Here is a 20,899-nt window from a genome sequence, read left to right as displayed (position 1 = left end):
CCCGATACTGCGGCAAATTTACCGAAAAAGCGAGCCACAGCCCCCACTACACTGACGTCATTTCGGGTGTCACGGGCACGGGATGCATCGCCAAAAGCTTTTCAATTGCGTTGAAATCCTTGGCCAGAAAGCGACGCAGGTTGTCGATTGCTTGTTGTGACAGATGTTTTTGACTTGGCGGTGTTGCAGACTTGTTTTCATGTACGGTTCTGAGCGTCGCGACATCAAGGACGCGTTGCGCGTCCCACGCAAGTCGCTCTGTGAAAAGAACGCCGTAAATCTGGACCGGACGGATCGCATCCAGAAGATCGCCCAAGTAAAATGAAATATCTTCGCGCAGATGATGGATCGCACGAAAGTCGCGAGCAGCCGCAAGATCAAGACCGCTCTCACCATAAAGGGACAAGGCGAGAGCATCGAGTGTCTCGTAGCGGCACAGCGTATCAAATTCGCCTTCGAACCTGTTTTTCTGGCTGCCTTCCCGAACAACCAGACGGTATCGCCAGTTAAACGCAGATAGTGCCCTGCGGATCGGGTCGCGCACGACGATCAGGTAACGAGACTGCTGATGCACTGGAGGCCGCTCTACATGCGTCTTGGAGACCTTGTCGAAAGTTTCAGCAAGCTTTTCACTGCGCTGGATCGCATTCCACAAGGACGCGCCACCACATTTCCCGATGTGGATGTAAATCAGATGCGACGCGTTATCGTATCTGCGCTGACGCGGTGTTGGTTTGACGTTGAGCACTTTGTGCCTGTTTTGCTGCTCGTGTTTTTTATGGTTTCTATAGTTCAGGCGTTTTTAACGATCTGTAAACCCATTTTGCACAGCTGCGCACGCTATCCGGACGACCTGTTGCCCCCAGATAAGATGTCGTACAAAAAAACGGCCGCAATTTCTTGCGACCGTTGAAATCCGACCAGGGTAGACCTGAATGAATTAACGCTTGGAGAACTGGAAGCTCTTACGTGCCTTGGCTTTACCGTATTTCTTCCGCTCGACCACGCGACTGTCGCGGGTCAGGAAGCCGGCCGCTTTCAACGCGCCGCGCAGGCTGGGATCATACAGTTGCAGCGCCTTTGAGATACCGTGCTTTACCGCGCCCGCCTGACCAGACAGGCCGCCACCTTTCACGGTGGCAAAGACGTCGAACTGATCGACCGTGCCAGAGACGGAGAACGGTTGCGCCAGGATCATTTGCAGCACTGGACGCGCAAAGTATTCATTCTGCGGCTTGCCGTTGACGGTAACCTTACCGGAGCCCGGTTTGATCCAAACGCGCGCAATGGCGTCTTTACGCTTGCCTGTGGCGTATGAGCGGCCAAGGTCGTCGCGCTGCGGTTCGCGGGGCGTCATTTCGACTTCGGTACCTTGCACGGCGCCGATGGTCTCGGTGACGGCACCTGCGAGGTCTTCAAGAGAGTTGATTTCGTCAGCCATCTTTATGCGCTCCGCGTGTTTTTGCTGTTCATGGATTTAACATCCAGAACTTCAGGGCTTTGCGCGTCATGCGGATGCTCACCGCCTGCGTAAACCCGTAGGTTGGTCATGATCTTGCGGCTCAGCCGGTTGCCGGGCAGCATACGCTTGACGGCCAGCGTCACCACGCGCTCTGGATGATCCCCTTCGAGGATCTCTGCCTTGGTGCGCGACTTGATCCCACCAGGGTGGCCCGTGTGCCAATAGTGGTTTTCTTCACGTTTTTTGCCGGTCAGTTGGATCTTGTCGGCATTGATCACGATGACATTGTCGCCGCAATCCATATGCGGTGTGAAAGACGGCTTGTGTTTGCCGCGCAGACGCTGTGCAACAATCGACGCGAGACGGCCCAGAACGACGCCTTCCGCGTCGATCAGGATCCATTTCTTGTCGATGTCTGCTGGTGTTGCAGAAAAGGTTTTCATGGACGAATCCCCATTTGAGGTTTCCGCACCGGGATATTCCGGGCGCTAAATTCAGATTGGGGGGTTATACCTGTTCGATTTTACGGGTCAAGCGCGTTATGGTCGTAAAAATTCATATAATACAACACCTTAAGAAATAGGTATTATTTTACCCCATGCTTAGACGTTGATTTGCTCCGGCGGATTGTCCAGCAGACTGCGCAAGCGGCCGATGGCGGCCTCGAAATTCTGCCGACCAACGCCGGCGTTGATGGCAAAGCGGACAGCATGAGGCGCGCGGGCCTCTCGCGCGGCATATTCCTCGGCCGGCCTGATGCGCACGCCCTCAGCTTCGGCGGCCTGCACAAATGCGCCGGCCCGCCAACCCGATGGCAGATTTAAAAACATAAACGGCACATCCGCGCGCCACCGCAGGTCATAGCTGCCCAAAATGTTGACGGCGGACTTAACGTATTCCTCTATTTCGGATTTTGCCTTTTCCATCAATCCGGGCAGCCGAGGGTCGGCAAATAGTTTCGCCGTCAAATCCGCCATCGGCGTAGCAATCCCGAAAAATGAATTCTCGGCCGTACGTCTCAAGTGCCCTGCCCGAGCTTCTGGCGCGACGGCAATGCCGATGCGCAGAGCGGGTGTGATGCTTTTGGAAACCGATGAAATGTGCCAACTGATATCTGGAGCCAGCCGGCGATACCCAGGGGCCTGCGCCTGACCAAGCCGGTAGCAATCATCGTCTATGATCTGAATATTGTGCTGCTGTGCTATGGCAGCGATTTCGCGGCGCCGTTCCAGCGGCGTGCAAATGCATGTCGGGTTGTGCACTTCGGGTGAGGTACAAAGGATTTGCGCGTCATGCATGCGCGCCGCTTCTTCCAGCGCGTCAGGCCTTATGCCGTATTCGTCCATTTCCACCGGTACGACATCGGCCCGCAGCAGTTCGGCGGCACGGCGAAAACCCGGATAGGACAGCGCCTCGACCAGAACTGCTGGCTTACGACCACGCAGGATCGTCTGCATCGTTGTCAGGATCGCATTTTGCCCGCCGTGTGTCAGCACGACCTGACGCGGATGCACATTATCAAGCGCCGTCGCAGACATCCATTCCGCAGCAACATCAACGGCCGGTTGCTGGTTGCGCCGGTTTGGGTAATGCATCATCCCAGAGGGTGGATCCTCGGCGACCTCTCCGAGCAGTTGGCGGATCAGGGCAGCCTGCCCGACGCTAGGCAGATGCGGCGACACGAGATTGACCTGATATCCCTCGGTCTCAGCATTGTGGATTGCGCTGTCCTCTTCAATCAGCGGCTCTTTGTAGATCGGCTTGGCACCTTCAGGTTGCGCAACAAATGTTCCACGTCCGACTTCGGCCCGCAGCACACCTTCATCGGTGAGCACCGTGTATGCGCGGGCAACAGTGCCCGGAGTAATGGATAAATGCCATGCCAACTCTCGCACCGGCGGGAGCTTCTCCCCCTCGCGAAGCGCGCCTGACGCGATGCTGTCACGGATCATCATCGACAGGGCGCGATATTTCGGCCCCTGCCCGGTCAATTGGTCCGGCTGCCAAATTGTATCCATTACAATGTTTCCCTAGCGCTTTTGTATCGCTTATTGTACCCATATCTTGTAGGCATTTTGCTGCATTGTGTCAATACAATTTAGGAGATTCCCATGACACGCACATCAACGATACCGTCCGAAACCCTGACATATCTGTCAGAAGCACGCTTTGTGCCAACGACCTCTGTCGTCGCGGTGGAGTTCGCGGTGTGCCTGTCCAAGTGGAGTATGCGTCGCGAAACCCGAAAAGCATTGAGGAACTTGACTGATTGGGAACTGCGCGATGTTGGGCTGACACCGGAAGAGGCCAGATACGAGGCCTCCAAGGTGTTCTGGCGGGCGTAGCCTCCCCGGGCGCCTCGACAGACCTCTTCCTTCGGCCGGGCTTGCCCCGGCCGTTTTTTGTGTACGTGCCCTTACGGGGCTTTTGGCGGGATGGAATAAGTAAGAGTAGCCCGGGCAACCGGCTTATCCTGCCCTTCGGAATAGAGCAAAACGTCGCTGACGGAGAGAACCCGACCCAGTTTTAGCAACCTGCCTTCTGCGATCAGGTCAACACCTGCTGCCGGCTTGCGCATAAAATCAATTGAACAATTGGTCGTAACAGCCAGCGCCTGCGGACCGATACGCGCAAGCGTCATCAAGTAGGCTGCGACATCGGCCAGCGAAAACATAGAGGGGCCAGACACCGTATTGCCGGGGCGCAGGTGCCGTTCGCCGACCAACAGGCGCATGCGAATCGTATCTTCGGTCACTGCTTCAACTTCAAACTCGCCCTTAACCTGAAGAAAAGCTGTTTCGAGAAACGCATTCAACGCGTCTGCATCCAACTTCAATGCCATGCCACCTCCCTCGTCGCACGCCATTAACGTTTAGCGGATCGCAATCAGGCGCAACCCCGCAGCAAAATGACGTAGCGGCATTATGGTGTCATGATTGTTTCCACATGCGCGCGACACAGTTTCAAAATGAGGCATTTAAAATGCGGCAGGATCGTGACACATTTGGGGCGAGCGCATTGCGCTGTTGAACGATTTTGGGTCGCCGCCTCGCCGGAAGGTCCCTCCAGATCAGCCTCTCACTGATCCGACATGCCCGCAGCGGCGACCCCAAAACGCTCTCTCCCCCCACCCGCACTCTTTACAGTTTGAGTTGCACCCGCAAGCATCACGAACTACATCCGCGCCATGACAGAGAAACTTCACATCGTCGGTGGCGGCATGGCCGGGTCCGAAGCCGCATGGCAGGCCGCTGAAATGGGCGTTGATGTGGTGCTGCATGAGATGCGCCCGCAGGTCGAGACCTTTGCACATCAAACCGGATATCTGGGCGAAATGGTGTGTTCGAACTCTTTCCGCTCTGATGATCATGAGCAAAATGCCGTTGGTCTGCTCCATTGGGAAATGCGTCAAGCAAACGGGCTGATCATGCAAATGGCAGACCGTAACCGCTTGCCCGCAGGTGGTGCATTGGCGGTGGATCGCGATCCGTTTGCGCAGTCTGTAACCGATGCGCTAACTGCGCATCCCCGGATCACGATATCACTTGGTGAAGTTGATACCCTGCCGGACGCAGGTCACTGGATCGTGGCCACGGGGCCGTTGACTTCCGGGCGTTTGGGAACGGCGATCGCTGCTGAAACCGGCGCGGAAGCTCTCGCTTTTTTCGACGCGATTGCGCCAATCGTCTATTTCGACAGTATCGACATGAGCAAGGCGTGGATGCAGTCGCGGTATGACAAGGGTGAAACTGAAGAGGAGCGCACCGCCTATCTGAATTGTCCAATGACGCAAGAGCAGTATGAGGCCTTCATCGATGCGCTGCTTGCGGCTGACAAAACGGAATTCAAAGAAGGCGAAACTGCGGGATATTTCGACGGCTGCCTCCCCATAGAGGTCATGGCGGAACGCGGCCGGGAAACCTTGCGTTTTGGACCGATGAAACCGGTGGGGCTCACGAACCCGCACCAACCTGACACGCGACCTTACGCGGTGGTGCAACTACGCCGCGACAACAAGCTCGGCACGCTTTACAACATCGTCGGATTTCAAACGAAAATGAAATACGGCGCGCAAGCTGATGTTTTCAAAACCATTCCCGGTTTGGAAAATGCACGGTTCGCCCGTCTTGGCGGCATTCACCGCAATACTTTCTTGAATTCTCCGACACTCCTGGATGGCCAGATGCGGCTCAGGTCAAAGCCCAACATCCGCTTTGCCGGGCAAATAACTGGCGTCGAAGGATACGTTGAATCCGCCGCCATGGGGATGTTGGCGGGCCGGCTGGCGGCCTCTGAGATCAAGGGCGACAGACTTGAGACGCCCCCTGACACAACGGCTACGGGCGCACTGATCACACATATCTCAGGCGGCGCAGAGGCGAAGACCTTTCAGCCGATGAATGTCAATTTCGGGCTGTTTCCCCCTGTCGAAGGGCTCAAAGGAGGACGGCGCGGACGCAAAGACCGTTACAAAGCCTATACGGATCGTGCCAAAGCGGACTGGCGCCAATGGCTCGGCGCGGCGCTCGCGCCTGTGTGAGGCTGGACATTACCGCTGGGCTCGTTACGCTTTGACGGTATGACAGAAAAATTTCTCGACAAGGTTTATGACGCACGCGATGCGGCGTCGACCCGTCAGCTCTACGACGAATGGGCAGCAACCTACGAAGCAGAAGTCGCTGAAAACGGTTATGTCACACCGGGGCGATGCGCAGCCGCCTTGGCTGATCAGATGACCGATCTCTCGGCGCCTATTCTGGATTTCGGATGTGGCACCGGTTTGTCTGGGTTGGCGTTGAAGACCGCCGGTTTTGAGGTCATCGACGGGGTTGATCTCTCGGCGGACATGCTGGCCGAAGCCCGCAGCAAAGGAGCGTACCGAACGCTTTCCCAGATAGATGCCGACACCCCGCTGCCCCATCAGCCCGGCGAATACGCGGCCATTGCTGCAATTGGGGTAATTGGGGCGGGTGCGGCGCCAATCTCTGTATTGCACAGCTTGATGAACGGGTTGGCAAGTGGCGGGCTTTTGGTTCTATCTTTCAACGATCATGCATTGGCTGATCCTGCCAACGAAGCAGGATTGAACGAATGGCTGGATTGCGGCGCCGCGCACCTCCTATTCAAGGAACATGGCCCTCATCTGACAAAGATTGACCTGAACTCTACCGTTTATGTGATTGAAAAGGCTTAGTAATGCGAACGCGCTTTGCGCCGTCTCCGACGGGCCCGTTGCATTTGGGGCATGCTTTTTCCGCGCTTACCGCATTTGATCTGGCGACAAAGAATGGCGGTGCCTTTGTTCTGCGCATCGAGGATATTGATCAGTCTCGCGCCCGGCCTGAATGGGAACAGCAAATCTTTGATGACTTGCATTGGCTTGGGTTAAATTGGGAACAACCTGTATTGCGCCAGTCGGATAACCTACATGCCTATGACGAAGCGTTGCGGCGTCTGTGGGATATGGGTGTCATCTTTCCCTGCCAGTGCACGCGACGCGATATTCGCGACGCGTTGAGCGCCCCTCAAGAAGGCGTTGCGGGCCCTCATGGCCCGGACGGGCCGATCTATCCCGGCACTTGCCGCGCGGCTTGTCGCACAGGGCCCATGCCGCATGGGCCCGCTCTCAGGTTGGATATGACGCGCGCCGTCAAGATCATTGGCGCAAAGTCAGGCGCACAAAAACTGTCTTTTACCGAAGCTAACCCCCGCCTCAGTTCAGCGGCCGTTATCCCGCTTGCTGACTTGCCTGATACAATAGGCGATATCGTTGTTGCCCGTCGCGACTTTGGCACATCATACCATCTTTCGGTTGTGGTCGATGATGCGGCACAGCAAATCAGTCACGTGGTTCGCGGCGAGGATTTGTTTGAGGCGACGCAAATTCACCTAGTGCTGCAAACGCTTTTGTCGTTGCCGACACCGCAATATCTGCACCACGAGCTGATCCGCGATGACGCCGGAAAACGGCTGGCAAAACGTGACGATGCACGCGCCTTGTCAAAATACCGGGCCGAGGGGCGCAGGCCCGAAGATATCCGGCACATGGTCGGGCTCGACTAGCCCTCCGGTGTCATCAACTCGACGACACTGCCATTTTCTACAGCGCGATAAAAACAGTTACGCCGTCCGGTGTGGCACGCGGGGCCACGCTGTCTGACCTTCACCAGCAGACAATCCTGATCGCAATCAAAGCGGAATTGAACCAGTTCTTGAGTATTGCCGCTCGTTTCGCCTTTGACCCAGAAGCTTTGTCGCGAGCGGCTCCAATAGGTCACTTTTCCTGATTGCAGCGTTTTTTGAATGCTCTCGGCATTCATCCAGGCCAGCATCAGGACTTCGTTGCTGTCGTCATCTTGCGCAATCGCCGGGATCAAACCGTCCGAGTTGAATCGCAACGCATCGACATCAAAAGCGCCAAGTGTTTCAGCAGGGTCCTGTGCCATCGAAAATACCTTTTGCTTTGGCTTCAGCACACCTATTTACTATTGCTAAAGCCGGATCAACTGGAAGAACTGAGAATGCCCGCTGACACTGACCTGATCAAACTCTATTCTGGCCGCATTCTTGAGCTTGCGGCGGATATCCCACATCATTCCCGTCTGGAAAATCCGATGGCAACGGTGAAAAAGCGCTCTCCGCTCTGTGGCTCGGCCGTCACCGTGGATATTGATGTGCAGGACGGCAAGGTCTCCGCCTTTGGACAAGATGTCAAAGCCTGTGCACTGGGACAGGCGGCAGCGGCGGTAACAGCGCAGGCCGTCATCGGTCAGACATTGCCCAATCTGGTCAAGGCACGGGATGAGTTGCGTGCAATGCTGAAAGATCAAGGACCGGTGCCCGCGGCTCCGTTCGAGGGGTTTGAAGTGCTGGAACCTGCGAGAGACTATCGCAACCGTCACGCCTCCATCCTGTTGTGCATAGAAGCAAGCTGTGAGGCCATGGAGACGGCGCTGCAATCCAACTGCGCCTAGTGCAGCTTTTAGCTATTGTTTAGGAAAATGATGCCATGCTTGCCGAAACCATCGGTGGAGCGACATGGCACTACAAGAACACATCCAGTCTGCGCCGAAAGCAGACAGGCTCTCAGCCGCGGCGGCGGATTTGGGATATGAAATCGTTGATATCGCCGGATTTCTCGATTTAGTCGAAGAGCACGCGCAAGCACAAACTAAGGGTGTCCGACTGCTTGAAGAGCGTACGGCTCAAATGGCGACCACAAACAAGGACGTGCATGCCGCTGTCGGCGAAATGGCGCGTCACTCAAAAGAAACCGCACGCGATGTTGAAACTTCAGCAGGCATGGTGCGGACGTCGGGCGAGAAGTCGCGTGCGGTTGCGTCATGGGTTCAGGAACTGTCTTCTCGGACACAGAATGTCTCTGAGACGCTGAGCGCGGTGAAAACCAACAACCAGCAGATCGCTACAATCGCCAATCAAGTCAACACGCTGGCAATAAACGCCAAGATTGAAGCCGCACGCGCGGGAGAAGCCGGTCGTGGTTTCGCCGTGGTCGCCGAAGCGATCAATGATCTGTCACAGCAGACACGGTCTGCTGCAGTTCAAATTTCGGATAACATCGAAACACTGACAAAATGGATTGCGACGCTTGGCGATGACGCCAAACACATTGCCGCAGAAGCAGAAGACATCCTTGAAACAGCCAGCGGTACCGATACGGCCCTGACCCGCATGGAGGCTTCGGTGATGTCCGCCAACGATCAGGCGCAGCGCATTGCGCGACAGGCCGAACAAATGGGATCTGTCATTGCCGAGCTGCAGCCTGCACTCGATGACATCAAAACCTCTGTGAAGGGCACTACACACGGCATTGAAAGTACGCATGAACGTGTCCTGCGGTTGATCGATACATCAGAGACGATTGTGCAATCCACAGCGCTATTGAACGGTTCCTCGCCTGATGTGCCCTTTATTCATGCGATCAAGTCTCTTGTGTCCCAAGTCGAAGAACGACTTGAGGATGCAGTGGCAACGGGTGCAACAACAATGAGCAAGCTGTTTGACCGAAACTATCGCGCCATCCCCGGCAGCAATCCTGAACAGTATCTCACTGAAGCAACGAAGCTTTTGGACGAGTTACTGCCGCCGGTACAGGAGCCAGCGCTTGCTATTGATCCACGTGTTGTGTTCTGCGCCGCAGTGGACGTGAACGGATATCTGCCTACACACAACAAGAAATTTTCGCACCCGCCTTCGGATGATCCGGTCTGGAACACGGCAAATTGCCGTAACCGGCGGATTTTTGACGACAGAGTAGGATTAAAGGCAGGACGCAATACACAGGAATTTCTGCTGCAAGTATACCGCCGCGATATGGGTGGTGGTGCCTTCAAGATGATGAAAGACTTGTCAGCACCGATCTACGTGCAAAGCCGGCATTGGGGCGGTCTGCGATTGGCGTATGGCTTTGAATAAAAAAAAAACGCCGCCGTCCTGGTGGGCGGCGGCGTAGTTGAAGCGTTACTCACGGGGACTCCGAGGACACTCGCGGGTCAGACCCTAAAGTGAGATGCGGAACAGGCAGTGTTTCATCTCGAGCACCGGATTGGGGAAGGTGCAACAAGTGTTCCGGCGTGAGAGCGCAGGCAGAAATTAAATAAAGTCAGGCAGATGCAGGCATACAACCAGCATCACAACCAAGGCGGCGGCACCGATGACATCTTGAACAAGCGTGTCTTGAACCCGGCTTGTCATAGCTTTGAGTTGTGTAATTCTGTTCATACCGGCCTCCTTGCGTGTTGCTTATTTGTTCTCATTTTATTCACGCATTGTAAAGAACTTTTTGAGAACAAAAGAGAACAAAAATTCTAACCTACTGATATCAGGCGAATTGCTTCATCCTGACGCATCAGCCACAAAAGAAGGCGCGCTGCCTGCCCACGGGGGCTTTCCAAGCTCGGATCAACCGACAACAGCGCACGCGCATCGGATTGAGCCACCGCCATAAGAGACGCTTGTCGTTCAAGGTCAGCAACGCGGAACTTGGGGATGCCGGATTGCGCGGTACCGATGACGTCACCCGCGCCTCGCATTGCCAGATCTTGCTCGGCAATGGCGAACCCATCTTCTGAATCCCTAAGAATTTCCAGCCGGCGGCGCCCCGTGTCTGACAACGGAGATTGAAAAAGCAGTACACAGGTCGAAGCCGCTTCGCCCCGTCCAACGCGACCCCGCATTTGGTGCAACTGAGCAAGACCAAAACTTTCAGCGCGTTCTATCACCATAATGGTCGCGTTAGGCACGTTTACGCCCACTTCGATCACCGTCGTGGCAACCAGCACCTTGCTATGCCCGTTTTGAAAACGTTCCATGGCCGCATCCTTGTCGGCGACGGGCATCTGTCCGTGTACAAGGCTGACATTTCCTTCCCCCAAGGCTGCCCGCAAGTGCTTGAACCGTTGTTCGGCCGCGGTCAGGTCGATGACTTCGCTTTCCTCAACAAGCGGGCACACCCAATAACACTGGCGTCCTTCCGCAATCGCGTTGCGCAGCCTTTCAACGACTGCGTCCAGCCTCTCGGTGCTGACCAGCGCCGTCTTGATAGGCTTCCGTCCGGCGGGTTTTTCGTCGAGGATCGACACATCCATATCCCCGTATTGGGCAAGTGCCAGCGACCGCGGGATCGGCGTGGCGGTCATGACCAATACATCCACGGCTTGGCCTTTCTCCCCCAAGGCAAGCCGTTGTCGAACACCAAAGCGATGCTGCTCGTCGACCACGGCCAGTCGTACATCTTTGAAGGTCACATCCTGCTGAAACACGGCGTGGGTTCCGACCAATATCTGAATATCGCCGTTCTCGAGCGCTGCCAGCTTGGCCGCGCGCTCCTTACCTTTGTCGCGGCCTGTGAGTATTTCCAGCACAATGCCCGCCGACTCAGTCATGGGACGCAAACTTTCGACATGCTGGCGCGCCAATATCTCGGTTGGAGCCATCAGAACACCCTGCCCGCCCGCTTCAACCGCACGAACCAAGGCCATCAGTGCGACGAGCGTTTTACCAGCACCCACATCGCCCTGCAGCAAACGATTCATCCGCATTGTGCCTGCCATGTCGCGCCCGATCTCGTCGATAGCACGCTGCTGCGCACCTGTAGGCGCATACGGCAAATCAGCCAGAACTTTCCGCTGTAATGCCCCGTCGCCTGTGGTCGCGCGGCCTTTTTTACGCCGGGCATTCGCCCGCGCAAGGGCGAGCGTAAGTTGGTGAGCCATCAGTTCGTCATATGCCAACCTTGCCCGGACCGGGGAAGTCCACTGAATGTCGGATTGCGAGGTGGGCGTATGTGCCGCAATCATCGCTTCTTTAAAGTCAGCCCATTCGGCAGATTTTTTTTGCTCGGGATCGATCCATTCAGGCAAAGCAGGCAACCTGTCCAGCGCGCTTCTTGTTGCCTTCCACATCAGTTTTTGAGTGATGCCGGCCACCAGAGGATATACCGGCTCAAAGAGCGGGATTGATGATGCTTCTGCTTCTTCAACGATATGATCCGGGTGGACCATCTGGGGGGTGCCATCGAACAACTCCAGCTTGCCTGACACCACACGGCGCGTCCCTTCTGGCAGGCTGCGCTTCCAGTAGTCACCGCGGGCGTGGAAAAAAACCAGTTGAAAAGCTGTTGTTTCATCGTTGACCCACACCCGATACGCCCCACCTTTCGTGCGCGGCGGATTGTGCGTGCCGATTGTGACCGCCACAGTGACAGTTGCTGGCAAATCCTGCCCCGCAATAGATGCGCAACGCCGCCGGTCAATCCCTGAATGCGGCAGTACAAACAATAGATCGCGTGGTGCTGCGACGTTCAGGCCTTCAAAATGCCGTGCAGTTTTGGGACCGACGCCTGCCAAATTCTGCAAATCACCAAAAAGTTCGAACAGTATTTCAGGGCGGCCCTTCATTTGCCCTCGATCAATGCCAGCCAGTCATCTTCGTCGATGGTTTCCACTCCAAGATCGGCTGCTTTTTTGGCTTTGGATCCAGCACCAGGTCCCGCGACGAGCAGATCAGTCTTGGCAGAAACCGATCCTGACACTTTGGCACCGAGACGTTCTGCACGCGCCTTTGCTTCGGCACGCGTCATTTTCTCCAACGTCCCTGTAAACACGATGGTTTTGCCTGCGACAGGGCTGTCCTGTGTGTCGGGTTTTTGGGTTGCCTCTACATTCAACCCCGATACCAAGCGTTCGATAGAGGCTCGTTCTGACGGTGACGTCATGGATTGAACAAGCGATGTCGCCATGACTGTTCCAACCCCATCAATGTTCAGCAGGTCTTCCCATTCGGGGCCATGCAATTCGGCGGCGGCCGATATCGATTGCACAAAGGTTTCGAAATCACCGTAGTGACGCGCGATGAGATTCGAAGCACTTTCGCCCACGTGCCTAATACCTAGTGAAAAAATGAGTCTCGCCAGCGGGATGCGGCGTTTTTCGTCAATAGCGGCAAAGAGGTTTTGCGCAGATTTTTCGCCCCAACCCTCTTTGTTTTTCAACTGCTGAACACCAGAGCCGAAGCGGTCTTTCAAGGTGAAGATATCTGCCGGTTCCTTTACCCAGCCGTCATTGTAAAACTGTTCCACCTGTTTCGCGCCGAGCCCTTCGATGTCGAACGCCGCGCGGGAAACAAAATGCTTCAGTTTCTCAACGGCCTGCGCCGGGCAGATTAGCCCTCCGACGCAGCGACGTACCGCATCACCCTCTTCTCTGATGGCGTCGCTACCACATTCCGGGCATGTCTGTGGAAACACAAAAGGCTTGGCCGTAGCGGACCGTTTTGTCAGATCAACGTCCGCAACTTTCGGGATAACATCGCCGGCGCGGTAAACCTGCACCCAGTCGCCTTCACGTATATCCTTCCCCTCGCGAATGACATCTCCCTTACTGTCCAACCCAGCAATATAGTCTTCGTTATGGAGCGTGGCATTGGACACCACGACACCTCCAACGGTTACGGGTTCAAGCCGGGCAACGGGCGAAAGCGCGCCAGTGCGCCCGACCTGAATGTCGATAGCTTTCAGCCATGTCCAAGCGAGTTCAGCCGGGAATTTGTGGGCGATCGCCCAACGAGGTGTCGTAGATCGAAAACCAAGCCGCTCTTGCAGGGCGAGATCATTCACTTTGTAAACAACACCGTCGATATCATAAGGCAAAGTGGCGCGTTGCGCCTCAATTTCACGGTAGTGCGCCAGCATTTCAGACGGGCCAGAGCATTGCCGTGTGAGATCATTGGTCACAAAGCCCAACGCACCCAGACGATCAATGGCCCCTTGCTGTGTCGCTGCCAGTGGATCCGACAGATCCCCCCAAGCATAGGCAAAAAACCTTAAAGGACGATCGCGGGTAATCTCTGAATTAAGCTGTCTCAGTGATCCCGCTGCTGCGTTTCTTGGGTTGGCAAATGTCTTTCCGCCGGTTCTTTCTTGCGTAGTGTTGAGCGCAGCGAAATCCGGGTGTGACATGTAAACTTCACCCCGGACTTCCAACACATCGGGTGCCCCGGAGATCTTTTGAGGTATGTCTGAAATAGTAAGGGCGTTTTCGGTCACGTTTTCCCCGGTCGCCCCGTCACCGCGTGTCGCGGCCTGTACCAGCGTGCCGTTTTCGTATCGCAGCGATAGCGAAAGACCGTCAATTTTCGGTTCCGCCGTGTAGGTCAGAGGTTCACCGTCCGACATACCGAGGTACTTTTTGATCCGCTGATCGAATTCCCGAATATCCTCGTCGTCAAAAGCATTCGCAAGCGAAAGCATCTGCACCGCGTGCGCAACTTTAGAAAACCCCTCGGTCGGAGCAGCACCGACAATATCTGATGGACTATCACCCCGCTTGAGGTGGGGAAAGCGGGCTTCAATCTCTGCATTCTTGCGTTTCAGCGCATCGAATTCGGAATCCGACAAAACCGGATCATCAGATTGATGGTAGGCTGAATTTGCCTCGGACAGCAGTTTTGCCAATCGCGCCAGTTCTTTGCGCGCGGCGGTATCGTCCATTTGATCGAGCGCGTCCGACGCCATATGACAATGCCCCCCAAACCATGTTTACACGATAGATAGGCGGGCAGTTATGTCAGGTCCAGTTGAATTCCGTGAGGACGTCGCACATTTCAAAACGCATGCCGCCACGCGTCTTTCGCGGGCGGCACAGGCAATTATGCGCCGACTGCCATACGCTGAGGGTCATCAACATGTTGCGGCTCGGGATCGCGCAAGACGTATCCACGCCCCCAGACTGTTTCGATATAGTTATCGCCACCTGTCGCAGTGCTGAGCTTTTTGCGCAACTTACAGATGAACACATCGATGATTTTTAGATCCGGCTCGTCCATGCCACCATACAAATGGTTAAGGAACATCTCTTTCGTCAGCGTTGTGCCCTTGCGCAGAGACAACAACTCCAGCATTTGGTATTCCTTGCCGGTCAGATGCACAGCCTTGTTGTCGACACTCACCGTCTTCGCGTCAAGGTTGACAGAAATTGCGCCGGTATCGATAACAGATTGGGAGTGACCCTTAGAGCGGCGGATGATAGCGTGAATGCGCGCAACCAGCTCTTCACGGTGGAACGGCTTGGTCAGATAATCATCTGCACCAAAGCCAAACCCTTTGATCTTGTTCTCGGTGTCATCAGCGCCAGACAGAATTAGTATGGGAGTCTCAATGCGGGCAAGCCGCAACTGGCGCAGGACCTCGTGGCCGTTCATATCAGGCAAATCAAGGTCCAGAAGGATCAAATCATAGTCGTACAACTTGGCCAGATCGATCCCCTCTTCTCCAAGATCCGTCGCGTAGACGTTCAGGTTTGCATGGGTCAACATCAGCTCGATGCTCTTAGAGGTCGTTGGGTCGTCTTCAACCAGCAGTACGCGCATATTCTTCTCCGGGTCGGCCATCATTGAACTTGGCATTAACCGTGACTAAAAAAGGTTAATCACACGTTACCGTTTGGAAGAAAGTTATATTAACAACTCAGAGTTGTCTATATTTTTGTAACGCAGTGGTTTTCAGGGCGTCCTCTCCGTGCAAGGAAACCGCGCGAACCCATTCTTGAAACTCATCTTCGCTGATCTGATAACGTTTCAATGCTTCAGTTTGACTGATCAACCCATAGGCGACTCCACGAACAACAGCCGCCTTGCGAGACGCCACCCAGCGACGTGTGTTGGCTGGCGGCAGATCAGCGTGAGTCATGATAGAACCGTCCGCCAGCGTCACAGAACGCGGCCCATCAACTTTCTTGAGATACATACTCTTACCCAAAGTTCTACTCGTGAAGCACACCTTGACGAATTGACCTTAAGGACACATGAAGCGGGCTCTTGAGAGTAATTAGGATTTTCCTATATTCGCTCACAACTGCTGGAGTCTTCCGATGCCACTTGATTATTCCCCCCCGCTGAACTCGTTGGGGTTTGCAAAACCACCCGCCGAGACGCGGGTTGTCGTTGCCATGTCTGGCGGCGTGGACAGTTCCGTTGTCGCAGCGATGCTTGCTGACGAGGGATACGATGTAGTGGGAGTGACCCTTCAGCTTTACGACCACGGCGCGGCCCTGGCCAAAAAGGGGGCTTGCTGCGCCGGGATCGATATCCATGATGCACGTCGCGTGTCTGAACAGATGGGTTTTCCGCATTACGTGCTCGATTATGAAAACATCTTTAAAGATGCGGTGATTGACGAATTTGCCGACAGTTATCTGGGCGGTGCCACACCAGTGCCCTGCATTCGGTGCAACGAGCGGGTAAAATTCAAAGATCTTCTGGAAACAGCCAAGGATCTGGAAGCGGATTGCATGGCGACAGGACATTACATCCAGCGAAAGCTTGGCGTGCAGGGCCCCGAGTTGCATTGCGCCGCGGACGCAAACAGGGATCAAAGCTACTTCCTGTTTTCCACTACACCCGACCAGCTCGCTTTTTTGCGGTTTCCACTGGGGCATTTGCCGTCAAAAGGTGACACGCGCGCTCTGGCCGAAAAATACGGGCTGAGCGTTGCGGCCAAGCCTGACAGCCAAGATATCTGCTTTGTACCAAACGGCGACTATGCCTCCGTTATCCGCAAGCTTCGACCCGAAGCAGCCGCGCCTGGTGACATCGTCGATCCAACTGGTAAGGTCTTGGGTCAGCACGACGGCGTGGTGAACTACACCATCGGTCAACGGCGGGGATTGGGGATCGGTGGCCTCGCTGACCCGCTCTATGTTGTCAAACTTGACCCCGAGGCACGACACGTCATCGTCGGACCAAAGTCGATGTTGTCAACACGCACCATTCCGGTCCGTGAAATCAACTGGTTGGGCGATGCGCCGCTGACGTCGCGCAGTGAATGGCATGTTGCGGTCAAAGTACGCTCAACCCGACCACCGACAGAGGCAATCATCCGCCCCATTGACGCTGACACGGCGACCGTTGAACTGATTACACCTGAAGAAGGTGTTTCTCCCGGACAAGCATGCGTGTTTTATGATCCAGACAGCAGCCGGATCTACGGTGGCGGCTGGATTCACAAAGGCTGACCCGTGCCTTAGCTGCACCAGTAGCGGAGCCGCCCGAACCTAAGCGCGCGTTCCTCGCAGCCTTTGGATCACACGTGCATTCTGGACAAAACTGCCTGGGCAGCGCGCAGTCCGGGCGGGGCATCATCACGACCCAACCGCACCATGGTCGTTTCCATTGCCTCAAGTTGCGCGGTCGGTTGGGCCAGTGTCTGCAATAACGCTGCCGCTATTGGTTCAGGCTGGCATGCGGGCCCCAGAAACTCCGGAACTGCGCGGGTGTCGGAAACGAGGTTAACGAGCGTCACTGTATCCACCAGCGCCATCCATCGGATCAGACGGAAGCTGATCCAATGCATGCGGTAAGCAACAACCATTGGCGTCTGGGCTGCAGCAAGTTCCAGCGAGACCGTGCCGGATGCTGCCAACGCCACGTCAGCCGCGCGGAAGGCCGCACGCTTGCGCGCATTTGCGGCCTCAATGGGCAGATCACGCGGATCGAGAACCAGTGGGGCCACGGGCCACCTACGCACAACTTCCTTTACCGCGTCGGCGACTGGCGCTGCGGCAGGCACGACGACACGCGCGTCCGGGTGTGCGGCAATGACAGGCGCGACGGCTGCGCCAAAAACCTCGCCCAATCGCGATACTTCACCTGCGCGCGATCCGGGCAAAACCATCACAAGCGGCGCATCACCGATCTTGGTATCCCGGCGAAAGTCTGCTGCGTCCTGCTCGGAGGCTACAGGTTCAGCAACAACAGGATGCCCGACAAAATCGCAAGCAATGCCTTGGTCGGTAAAATACGGTGGTTCGAACGGAAAGAGCGCGAGAACGTGATCGATCACCTGCGCCATCTTTGCCGCGCGTCCCGGACGCCATGCCCAAACTGTCGGCGCGACATAGTGAACAGTCCGAATTTGAGTGCTTTGTTTGACCAACTTGGCAACGCGCAGAGAGAAATCCGGCGCATCTATGGTGATCAAAACATCCGGCTGCGTATCGATCACCGCCTGCGCTGTTTCTGCGATCCGCGCCTTGAGTGCGCGATACTTAGGCAGGATTTCCGCAATCCCCATCACGCTGAGTTCTTCCATCGGAAAGCGGCTCTGCAGGCCCTGTGCCTGCATCTGAACACCGCCTACCCCATCAAATGACACGTCCGGTTGCAGTTCTTTCAATCCGGCCATCAGTGCACCACCCAAGCGGTCACCCGATGGTTCACCGGCAAGGATGATAACGCGCATCACCCCGCACGACGGGACCAGAGAACAAGGCCCGCGGCATCAGCGCGCGCAATGGTCTCATCCCGGTCCAGTAGCAATACGGCACCTGCTTCGATCACCATACCGGCGAGCCCTGCCGCGACCAGCCTCTCAATCGTGGCGGGCCCCACGGTCGGCAGGTCTGCGCGCAGATCCTGACCGGTTTTGGGGTGCTTGACGAGCACGGCGCGTTTTGATGCTGCCTGGTCTGGCAGAGTGGAGAGCATGTGGTCGGTGCCGCCAATTGTTTCAATACCCCAAACCAGTCCGCCACCAACCACGCATCCCTGTCCCACATCCAGCGGTGACAATGCCGCCAGAACGGCATCCGCATGATTTACATCTGAGTGCATCTGCGCATCCGGTTGTGCCGCAGACAATACACCTTCAGGTGCCAACAGATCAGGTGCAAGCGCATGTGCGGCCTGCACTGCGAAGCCGTGATCTTCAAACAAGGCCATAACTGCGCGCAAAGCGCCGTCGTCACCTGTGCCCATGGCCTTCATCATAACCGGCACGAGCGGTAGCGTTGCCTGATCCAGCGCCCCGGGGTCAAAGGCAGGGCGTTCAATAGCGCCACAAAAGCATACATCTGTTACTCCGCGCGCCTTCAACTGGCTCAGCAGGGTTCCAAGATGCTCCAGTCGAAAGGTGATATCAGGCACCAAACCATCAGGCGCGAAACCTTTCAATACGCAAATCAGCGGTGCCACAGACTGCGCACCGGCGACAGCAGCGGGCAGCGCGCCGCGACCTGAAACCAGCGCCAGCATTATTGCGGGGTCAAAAAATGCCGATCACTGTCGGCAAGAATGAAGTCGACAATCTCGCGCACATATTCCGAGGTCGTTTCCTCTTTCAGGCGATGCGCCCGCGCGTGAAATGTTCCCTCGCCTTGTGCCAGCATCTGGAAAGCTGCCCGCAGGGCGGTTATGTCGCTGCGTTCCACGCCACGGCGTTTGAGCCCGACAAGGTTGAGCCCGTCCAGTTCCCCCCGCGGCGCCTGCACAAGACCGTAGGGAATGACGTCATTAGTCACCATGGTGACCGCGCCAATAATCGCCCCGCGCCCGATGCGGACGAATTGGTGCACGCCGGACAGTCCTCCCACGATCACATCATCCTCCAGTACGCAATGACCGGCAATCGCCACCGAATTTACAAGAATGCAGCGATCCCCGATTTGAGCATCATGCGCGACGTGACATCCGGCCATAAACAGACCGTCATCCCCGATGGTGGTGACCCCGCCCCCGCCTTCGGTGCCACAGTTCATCGTGACATGCTCGCGAATGCGGTTGCGTTTGCCGATCACCAGTCGGCTGGCTTCGCCTTTGAATTTGAGGTCCTGTGGAATTTCCCCGATCACCGCAAACGGGAAGATTACGGTCTCTTCTCCGATACTGGTGTTTCCGGTCACGACCACGTGGCTTTTCAAAACAACCCCGGCATCGAGTGTCACGTCCTCGCCTACAATGCAAAAGGGGCCGACCTCGGCAGTCGGGTCAATCCGCGCACCCGGCTCTATCACTGCGCTGGGATGAATGTTGCCCATACGCTTACCCCATATCCATCATCGCGGTAAATTCAACTTCAGCGGCCATTTCGCCTTCCACGGAGGCAATGCCGCCAAATCTCCAAACCTTGCCACCAGGCTTACCGCGCAGGGTCGTCAGACGCATCTCAAGAACGTCGCCGGGGATAACCTTGCGCCGGAATTTGGCTTTGTCGATGGCCATGAAGTAAACCTTCATTTCCTTGTCCAGCATCTCGAGCGTTACACCAACCATGACCGCTGCGGTTTGCGCCATCGCCTCGACGATGGTCACACCGGGCATAATTGGCATACCGGGGAAGTGCCCTTGGAAATGCGGCTCATTCATCGTGACGTTTTTGATACCCAAGCAAGAAGCGGTTCCGTCAATATCGATTACCTTGTCCACCAGCAAAAAGGGGTAACGATGCGGCAGTATCCGCTGGATCATCTGAATATCCGCGCTGGTGGTCGAGCTTGTCATGACAGCTATCCTTCGTACTCAATTGGTTAGCATCGTGCCTAACAACTCCGTCCGGTCGGAGCAAGCACGCGGTTCTTGCGCTATTGTTCAGGGGTAATGTCGTCATTCGCGAGCGCAGCATTCAGCCGCTCCACCGCAACCCGCGTGATGTCTACAGCATTGGATCCGATAAACACAGAACGACGCTCCAACACGACCGCCGCGCCAGCTTCTACCATCAACTGTTCGAGGATCGGCAAGGCGGTGTTCAAAAAGACGACACGTCTTTCGTCCAGTTCTGTATTCAAGGCGCGCGATTTGCTGTCTTGCGTCTCACGGGTCATTTGTACTTTGACGTCAAAGGCATCTGCCAGCGCACGAAACTCATCCGGCTCCATCGTAATGCGCAGTTCCGTCAGTTCCTGCTCCTCTGCGATGAGCGCTTCTTCGATCTTTCGGTTCTCTGCGGCCAGTTCTGCGGCCCTGGCCTCAAACTCTTCGATGGTTCGCTTGCCGTACTGGCTGGTCTCGAACAGCACTTCGGAATCGATCGTCAGGATCGGACTTTCCACGTTGAAAGGTACCGTGTCCTGCGCCGAACCGGCAAATGCTGCCGAAATCAGAATGGCGGATGCGGCGGCGCGAATGAGACGTGACAGGCGCACC

At 55.9% G+C, this 20,899-nt stretch carries 23 protein-coding genes; 7 read left to right on the top strand and 16 right to left on the bottom strand.

Features of this window, described 5'->3' with window-relative positions; genetic code table 11:
• Positions 1–46: 46 nt before the first annotated feature.
• The 4 genes from AC2D8V_RS15395 to AC2D8V_RS15380 form a co-directional block, all read right to left on the bottom strand.
• Positions 47–748, bottom strand: coding sequence for a hypothetical protein (locus tag AC2D8V_RS15395; RefSeq protein ID WP_484734453.1), 702 nt, complete (start codon positions 746–748; stop codon positions 47–49).
• A 192-nt stretch (positions 749–940) separates the two neighbouring features.
• Positions 941–1,441 (bottom strand): 30S ribosomal protein S9, encoded by a 501-nt coding sequence (rpsI, locus tag AC2D8V_RS15390; RefSeq protein ID WP_484734452.1) that lies wholly within the window; start codon positions 1,439–1,441, stop codon positions 941–943.
• Positions 1,442–1,443: 2 nt separating this feature from the next.
• The gene (gene rplM, locus AC2D8V_RS15385) at positions 1,444–1,905 is read right to left on the bottom strand and encodes a 50S ribosomal protein L13 (protein WP_484734451.1); all 462 of its coding nucleotides are present in this window, start codon (positions 1,903–1,905) and stop codon (positions 1,444–1,446) included.
• Between the two features lie 159 nt (positions 1,906–2,064).
• Positions 2,065–3,480, bottom strand: a complete 1,416-nt coding sequence (locus tag AC2D8V_RS15380; protein ID WP_484734450.1) for an aminotransferase-like domain-containing protein — start codon at positions 3,478–3,480, stop codon at positions 2,065–2,067.
• A 93-nt stretch (positions 3,481–3,573) separates the two neighbouring features.
• On the opposite strand from AC2D8V_RS15380, the gene AC2D8V_RS15375 reads away from it, so the two are divergent.
• Entirely contained in the window at positions 3,574–3,807 is a 234-nt protein-coding gene (locus AC2D8V_RS15375; RefSeq protein ID WP_484734449.1) for a DUF1127 domain-containing protein, read from the top strand.
• Between the two features lie 71 nt (positions 3,808–3,878).
• Here the strand turns inward: AC2D8V_RS15375 and AC2D8V_RS15370 are convergent, their stop codons facing one another.
• Positions 3,879–4,304, bottom strand: a complete 426-nt coding sequence (locus AC2D8V_RS15370) for a PaaI family thioesterase (protein WP_484734448.1) — start codon at positions 4,302–4,304, stop codon at positions 3,879–3,881.
• Positions 4,305–4,649: 345 nt separating this feature from the next.
• Here AC2D8V_RS15370 and trmFO point away from each other — a divergent pair, with 345 nt between their 5' ends.
• Genes trmFO through gluQRS form a run of 3 tightly spaced genes read left to right on the top strand, consistent with a single transcriptional unit; the run spans position 4,650 to position 7,525 of the window.
• Positions 4,650–6,002, top strand: coding sequence for a methylenetetrahydrofolate--tRNA-(uracil(54)-C(5))-methyltransferase (FADH(2)-oxidizing) TrmFO (gene trmFO / locus AC2D8V_RS15365; protein ID WP_484734447.1), 1,353 nt, complete (start codon positions 4,650–4,652; stop codon positions 6,000–6,002).
• Positions 6,003–6,041: 39 nt separating this feature from the next.
• Complete coding sequence (locus AC2D8V_RS15360) at positions 6,042–6,656, top strand: class I SAM-dependent DNA methyltransferase (RefSeq protein ID WP_484734446.1); 615 nt, start codon at positions 6,042–6,044, stop codon at positions 6,654–6,656.
• A 2-nt stretch (positions 6,657–6,658) separates the two neighbouring features.
• Positions 6,659–7,525, top strand: a complete 867-nt coding sequence (gluQRS, locus tag AC2D8V_RS15355) for a tRNA glutamyl-Q(34) synthetase GluQRS (RefSeq protein WP_484734445.1) — start codon at positions 6,659–6,661, stop codon at positions 7,523–7,525.
• Here gluQRS and hisI read toward each other — a convergent pair.
• Positions 7,522–7,908 (bottom strand): phosphoribosyl-AMP cyclohydrolase, encoded by a 387-nt coding sequence (gene hisI / locus AC2D8V_RS15350; RefSeq protein WP_484734444.1) that lies wholly within the window; start codon positions 7,906–7,908, stop codon positions 7,522–7,524. The two genes, gluQRS and hisI, sit on opposite strands and share 4 nt — an antisense overlap.
• Positions 7,909–7,983: 75 nt before the next feature.
• On the opposite strand from hisI, the gene AC2D8V_RS15345 reads away from it, so the two are divergent.
• Positions 7,984–8,436, top strand: a complete 453-nt coding sequence (locus tag AC2D8V_RS15345; protein ID WP_484734443.1) for an iron-sulfur cluster assembly scaffold protein — start codon at positions 7,984–7,986, stop codon at positions 8,434–8,436.
• Positions 8,437–8,500: 64 nt separating this feature from the next.
• A complete protein-coding gene (locus AC2D8V_RS15340; RefSeq protein ID WP_484734442.1) occupies positions 8,501–9,898 on the top strand; it encodes a methyl-accepting chemotaxis protein in 1,398 nt (465 codons plus the stop codon).
• A gap of 177 nt (positions 9,899–10,075) precedes the next feature.
• On the opposite strand, the gene AC2D8V_RS15335 is transcribed toward AC2D8V_RS15340, so the two are convergent.
• The 5 genes from AC2D8V_RS15335 to sciP all read right to left on the bottom strand — a co-directional run bounded on the left by AC2D8V_RS15335 (position 10,076) and on the right by sciP (position 15,725).
• Complete coding sequence (locus AC2D8V_RS15335) at positions 10,076–10,204, bottom strand: hypothetical protein (RefSeq protein WP_484734441.1); 129 nt, start codon at positions 10,202–10,204, stop codon at positions 10,076–10,078.
• Positions 10,205–10,290: 86 nt separating this feature from the next.
• The gene (recG, locus tag AC2D8V_RS15330; protein WP_484734440.1) at positions 10,291–12,381 is read right to left on the bottom strand and encodes an ATP-dependent DNA helicase RecG; all 2,091 of its coding nucleotides are present in this window, start codon (positions 12,379–12,381) and stop codon (positions 10,291–10,293) included.
• A complete protein-coding gene (gene ligA, locus AC2D8V_RS15325; RefSeq protein ID WP_484734439.1) occupies positions 12,378–14,495 on the bottom strand; it encodes an NAD-dependent DNA ligase LigA in 2,118 nt (705 codons plus the stop codon). The genes recG and ligA overlap by 4 nt, the downstream gene beginning before the upstream one ends.
• Before the next feature lie 134 nt (positions 14,496–14,629).
• Positions 14,630–15,349 (bottom strand): response regulator transcription factor CtrA, encoded by a 720-nt coding sequence (ctrA, locus tag AC2D8V_RS15320; protein WP_484734438.1) that lies wholly within the window; start codon positions 15,347–15,349, stop codon positions 14,630–14,632.
• A 97-nt stretch (positions 15,350–15,446) separates the two neighbouring features.
• Complete coding sequence (sciP, locus tag AC2D8V_RS15315) at positions 15,447–15,725, bottom strand: CtrA inhibitor SciP (protein WP_484734437.1); 279 nt, start codon at positions 15,723–15,725, stop codon at positions 15,447–15,449.
• A gap of 124 nt (positions 15,726–15,849) precedes the next feature.
• On the opposite strand from sciP, the gene mnmA reads away from it, so the two are divergent.
• Entirely contained in the window at positions 15,850–16,992 is a 1,143-nt protein-coding gene (gene mnmA, locus AC2D8V_RS15310) for a tRNA 2-thiouridine(34) synthase MnmA (protein ID WP_484734436.1), read from the top strand.
• Between the two features lie 68 nt (positions 16,993–17,060).
• On the opposite strand, the gene lpxB is transcribed toward mnmA, so the two are convergent.
• The 5 genes from lpxB to AC2D8V_RS15285 all read right to left on the bottom strand — a co-directional run bounded on the left by lpxB (position 17,061) and on the right by AC2D8V_RS15285 (position 20,898).
• Positions 17,061–18,218: a lipid-A-disaccharide synthase gene (gene lpxB, locus AC2D8V_RS15305; RefSeq protein ID WP_484734435.1), complete on the bottom strand. Its 1,158-nt coding sequence runs from the start codon at positions 18,216–18,218 to the stop codon at positions 17,061–17,063.
• Positions 18,218–19,009: an LpxI family protein gene (locus AC2D8V_RS15300; RefSeq protein WP_484734434.1), complete on the bottom strand. Its 792-nt coding sequence runs from the start codon at positions 19,007–19,009 to the stop codon at positions 18,218–18,220. Before AC2D8V_RS15300 ends, lpxB begins: the two co-directional genes overlap by 1 nt.
• Positions 19,009–19,791: an acyl-ACP--UDP-N-acetylglucosamine O-acyltransferase gene (gene lpxA, locus AC2D8V_RS15295; protein WP_484734433.1), complete on the bottom strand. Its 783-nt coding sequence runs from the start codon at positions 19,789–19,791 to the stop codon at positions 19,009–19,011. The genes AC2D8V_RS15300 and lpxA overlap by 1 nt, the downstream gene beginning before the upstream one ends.
• A 4-nt stretch (positions 19,792–19,795) precedes the next feature.
• Positions 19,796–20,254 (bottom strand): 3-hydroxyacyl-ACP dehydratase FabZ, encoded by a 459-nt coding sequence (gene fabZ, locus AC2D8V_RS15290; protein WP_484734432.1) that lies wholly within the window; start codon positions 20,252–20,254, stop codon positions 19,796–19,798.
• Between the two features lie 80 nt (positions 20,255–20,334).
• Positions 20,335–20,898 carry an OmpH/Skp family outer membrane protein gene (locus AC2D8V_RS15285; protein WP_484734431.1) on the bottom strand — a complete coding sequence of 188 codons (564 nt, stop codon included), beginning with the start codon at positions 20,896–20,898 and terminating at the stop codon, positions 20,335–20,337.
• Position 20,899 lies beyond the last annotated feature (1 nt).

Source organism: Roseobacter sp. YIN89 (assembly GCF_057219365.1).
This window is presented reverse-complemented; position numbering and strand designations above follow the sequence as displayed.